Source organism: Colwellia sp. MB3u-45, from assembly GCF_014077005.1.
Lineage (GTDB): Bacteria > Pseudomonadota > Gammaproteobacteria > Enterobacterales > Alteromonadaceae > Cognaticolwellia.
Map to the genome: position 1 here is coordinate 1 of NZ_JACGVC010000017.1, position 4,287 is coordinate 4,287.

Annotated in this window: 5 protein-coding genes; 3 read left to right on the forward strand and 2 right to left on the reverse strand. The window is 37.8% G+C overall.

The features are described from left to right. Positions 1 to 194 precede the first annotated feature (194 nt). On the forward strand, positions 195 to 872 hold the full coding sequence (locus tag H4J41_RS00070; protein ID WP_182135334.1) for an alpha/beta hydrolase: 678 nt from the start codon (positions 195 to 197) through the stop codon (positions 870 to 872). Between the two features lie 26 nt (positions 873 to 898). Beyond that, a complete protein-coding gene (locus tag H4J41_RS00075) occupies positions 899 to 1,069 on the forward strand; it encodes a hypothetical protein (protein ID WP_182135332.1) in 171 nt (56 codons plus the stop codon). Positions 1,070 to 1,457: 388 nt separating this feature from the next. Here H4J41_RS00075 and H4J41_RS00080 read toward each other — a convergent pair whose 3' ends face one another. Both H4J41_RS00080 and H4J41_RS00085 read right to left on the reverse strand, forming a co-directional pair. Beyond that, positions 1,458 to 2,051 carry a DUF938 domain-containing protein gene (locus H4J41_RS00080; RefSeq protein WP_182135330.1) on the reverse strand — a complete coding sequence of 198 codons (594 nt, stop codon included), beginning with the start codon at positions 2,049 to 2,051 and terminating at the stop codon, positions 1,458 to 1,460. Between the two features lie 66 nt (positions 2,052 to 2,117). Next, entirely contained in the window at positions 2,118 to 3,245 is a 1,128-nt protein-coding gene (locus H4J41_RS00085; protein ID WP_182135329.1) for a GNAT family N-acetyltransferase, read from the reverse strand. Between the two features lie 189 nt (positions 3,246 to 3,434). Between H4J41_RS00085 and H4J41_RS00090 the strand changes: the two genes are divergently transcribed. After that, complete coding sequence (locus H4J41_RS00090; RefSeq protein WP_182237225.1) at positions 3,435 to 3,791, forward strand: DUF2750 domain-containing protein; 357 nt, start codon at positions 3,435 to 3,437, stop codon at positions 3,789 to 3,791. The last annotated feature ends 496 nt before the right edge of the window (positions 3,792 to 4,287 follow it).

Genomic DNA, 4,287 nt, shown 5'->3' on the forward strand with positions numbered 1-4,287 from the left:
CTTTATACGCAGGAAAAATGGCCAAATATAAGGCATTTATTTTAATAACTAGTTGTTCTAATTATTAAATAAATAACGCAGTAGTTGGTTATTTTAACCAGTAAAAATGATCAGATAATTAGTGAGATTGGTATTACGCTATAGAAGCGTTATGATATTGGCATTTTTCACGTAAAGACTATAAAGAGAGACGCATGTCAGCTGTTCCATTAGAACGTATTACCATAGAACCTACTTCACCCGCCACAGCCTGTGTTATCTGGTTACATGGCTTAGGAGACTCTGGTGCAGGATTTTCGCCTATTGTGCCAGAATTAGGTTTGCCTAAAAATCACGCGGTACGCTTTGTGTTTCCACATGCGCCAGAGCAAGCCGTGACTATTAACCAAGGCCATGTCATGCGTTCATGGTATGACATAAAAAGTATGGATTTACATAACCGTGCTGATATGGACGGTGTGCTTAAATCTGAAGTCAAAATTCGAGCATTAATTGCCGAGCAAGTTACAGCGGGTATACCGGCAAAGAATATTATTTTAGCGGGCTTTAGCCAAGGCGGCGTGATGAGCATGTTTACCGGTTTGCGTTACCCTGAAAAGCTTGCAGGTATTATGGCGTTATCATGTTATTTACCTAACGCTGATGCATTACCCGAGCAATTAAGTGCGGCGAATAGCGATACAGCAATTTTGCAACAACACGGCGACAATGACGATGTTGTACCTTTAAGTGCAGGTAAAATGGCTAATACCTTACTTAATGCGAAAAACTACCCAGTAAAATGGCAAACTTATCCGATGGCGCATAGTGTTCATCCAACACAAATCCGTGATATTGCCACATGGTTAGTGGCACGTTTAAATCTAGCGTAAAGCTAAGTCATCGAAGGGGAGATAACATGCCAGAAGTTAAGGTTAAACTTGTTTTTGAGAAAGAAAACAAAAATAGTATCCGTTTTAAAGAAGTAGCTGAGCCAGGTAAGGCTGAAGCTATGGGCAGTATCTATTTACAAAAGTGGCTTGTGGGTGATGCTAAATCAATTGAAATATCGGTGAAAGTTCCAGACTAGTGATTTTGAATTAATTTGTTTTCAGCTGACTATTGCTAAGTTATTTCGACGAGACACCAAGCTTTGTAGTTAAAAGATAGCATTTATGAAAAATGATGAAGACTTAGAGCATCCTGCGAAGTGGTCAAGTAAAACTGACCACTAATTTATATTCTAGTCAGTATCTTTTCTCTGACTCATTTTTTATTCCTCTACTGTTTTGAGCTCCAAACCCATTAGGAAAAAGTCTTTACAGCTCAAGCGCTGTAGTTTTTATTGCGCTTAGCCTATCCATGGTCAGTTTGTCCATAACTAGCTCAACCTAGTGCATTTTTAACCGTAACGGGTTTAACAACAATATTTTTAACAATAACGGTTTTAATACTAATCCCCTCAGCAGATAAATGAATTAAGCCAGCTTTTGAAAGACTAATAAGCGATTGTTTGCTGGCATAGCATGATCATTTTCTAGCGATAAACCTACACTCTGCGCTAAGGCCATTATTGCCTCAATATCGCGAATAGCACTTTGGCTATCACGCTCTTTGAGCCAGATATCAAAACCAGCATTACTCTCGCTTGTGTACTGGCCTTGATAATTAAATGGCCCATAAACACAACATTTACCCTGTTGATTTAAATGTTGTGATACCCCACTAAAAAATGCTTGCACTAATGGCCAGCTAATAATGTGCAAGGTATTTGCTGTGTATATGGCGTCAATTTTTTCAATTGGCCAAGGATGGTTGAGATCAAGTTCAATTGGGTGAAGTAAGTTACCTGCAGGATATTCTCTTAACCATTGGCTAATACCTTGATGATTTATTAATATATCGCTGGTCTGCCAACTTAACCATGGCATGTTGGGCGCAAAAAACACCGCATGTTGGCCAGAGCCTGAACCGACCTCTAACACAGTTTTACTGGCACTAAAGCTATCAGCTAGCGCAGCTAAAATAGCGGCTTTATTGTTCTCACAGGCTTGGGAGAAGGGTTTGTTCATGGTTGTTTACTCAATTTTTCACTCAGTTCTACACTCAGTTCTTTACGCATATGATGACTAGCGTGACTAACCGTTTTCATTGTTTAACTTATAAGGTAGTAGTGTTTGGCACTGCGCTTGATAAGTACGCATTTGTTGTTGTTCTTGCAAACAAAAGGCTTTGATAGCCGGTTTGAAGCCTGCATGTTTGATCCAATGATATGACGTGGTTAGCTTAGGTTCAAAGCCTCGGGCTATTTTATGTTCACCTTGGGTACCTGGGTGAAATAAGCTCAGTTTATTTTCAATACAAAACTCTATGCCTTGGTAGTAACACAATTCAAAATGTAAATTGTTATAACTCTTCGTGCAACCCCAATAGCGACCATATAAATGCTTGTCGTCAAAAAAGAACCAAGCACAAGCGATGTCTTCGCCATTACAGTTAGCGATGATCAGCAAGATATGCTCAGGTAACTTTTCTACTATTGACTTAAAAAAATCAAACGATAAATGTGGTGTATGTCCACGTTTTAAATAAGTTAGCTGATAAGTTAAATAGAAAAACTCAAGTTCTTTTTCACTAATATCTTTACCGGTAACGCGTCTAATCTCAATGTTTTGTTGCGCCATTGAAAGACGCTCTTTGCGAGTGTTTTTTCTTTTTCTGGCGGTGAAGCGTGAGAGGAAATCGTCAAAGTCACGGTAGTTATAGTTTAGCCAATGAAATTGCACCGTGTTACGTTGGTAAACATCATCAGACTTTTGCTGTGTTGGTAAGCAATATAATAAGTGCCAGCTATTTAAGTTTTTATGTTGGCAATGGTGTGTTAATACCTCGAAAACATCAGCAAGGCCAAGATGGTGAGATAATAATTTATGGCTAGTTACCGGTGTAAAAGGCGTGGTAGCGACTAATTTAGGGTAGTAGGGCATATTATGCTTTTCATAGGCTTCGGCCCATGCCCAATCAAAAACATATTCTCCCCATGAATGAGATTTAACGTACATGGGCAGAATAGCGTTAATTTCATTTTTATCGTTATCACGCAATTGTAAGTGATGAGGTTGCCAACCTTGAGCACCACTAACCGAGCCACTCGTTTCTAAACACTGGAGAAATTGATAATTTGAAAACACCGATGGCTGTCGATTTAGCCGTTGCCAGTCTTGTTTAGCTATAGCTGAAATATTATTTACGACTTCAATTTTCAATGATTATTCTGTTACTTAAGTTACTCATCTCTGCAGCTTAACAGATGGTTAATTTAATAGGTATAAAGCTTTTTAAGTAACTAATGTGTGGCAATTTCTGAGCAATACTTACCTGTAACAACAAATTCATATCTTTAGATTTAATTCACTTGGTATAATGTTAAAAACGTAATTAGGGTAATGAAACCAATGAGCATTGAAAAAACACTGAAGTCATTTTTAAATCAAGTTAAAGAAACACAAATAATTTGGGCGTTACAAGATAAAAACAGCGAAGATTGGGTGGTACTTGATTCAATTAACTTTGAAAACACTGAAGTTATGCCACTTTGGTCAACACAAGCACTGGCCAAAAGTCATTGTATTGAAGAGTGGGCTGATTATATACCTGCGGCTATTACGTTAGCTGATTGGATGGAATTCTGGATTGAAGACTTACTCGAAGATGGCGTTATTATCGGTATCAATTGGCAAGAAAATGATGAGTGTTTGGAGTTAGAACTGCCTGAGTTTACTCAAGCACTGGCAGCAGTTGAAACGTTATAACTAGCCAAGCCAAACGGTTACCATGTTAACCTTATAAGCGCCTACTATCGCGTTAGTGAACACACATATTGCCAGACCAATGAAGCTTATGCTTGCAATATGTTGTGTTCATAGCTCCCTCCAGGCAAATATCTAGCGGTTATTATTGCCCGTTATTTATTTTTAAGCTCCGAATCCTCTTAAAACGGCAACTTGTCTTCTCAACGAAATAATAAAAAGTATTTTTTTATTTAATGAATTGATTAATTTCAGCGGTTTAAATGTCATTTGTTCTCTTTTTAGGCAATGGATAAAATCACCTAGACAGAAAGTGTCAGACTATTTTTTACATTTAACTTCAGTCTGTTACAGTAAATTAATACCAATTTGACTAATTAACTTCCCACTTTTATCCAATCTCTAGAGCAAAGATCTATCACCCTAGATGCATCTGAAACAAAAATATTCCAGGCTCGACTACATTCATTAACAATATCTTCATATCCACTAAAACATC

Coding starts and splice junctions, on each gene's coding strand:
- H4J41_RS00070 (WP_182135334.1), top strand. CDS start 195: ATGTCAGCTGTTCCATTAGAACGTATTACCATAGAACCTACTTCACCC.
- H4J41_RS00075 (WP_182135332.1), top strand. CDS start 899: ATGCCAGAAGTTAAGGTTAAACTTGTTTTTGAGAAAGAAAACAAAAAT.
- H4J41_RS00080 (WP_182135330.1), bottom strand. CDS start 2,051: ATGAACAAACCCTTCTCCCAAGCCTGTGAGAACAATAAAGCCGCTATT.
- H4J41_RS00090 (WP_182237225.1), top strand. CDS start 3,435: ATGAGCATTGAAAAAACACTGAAGTCATTTTTAAATCAAGTTAAAGAA.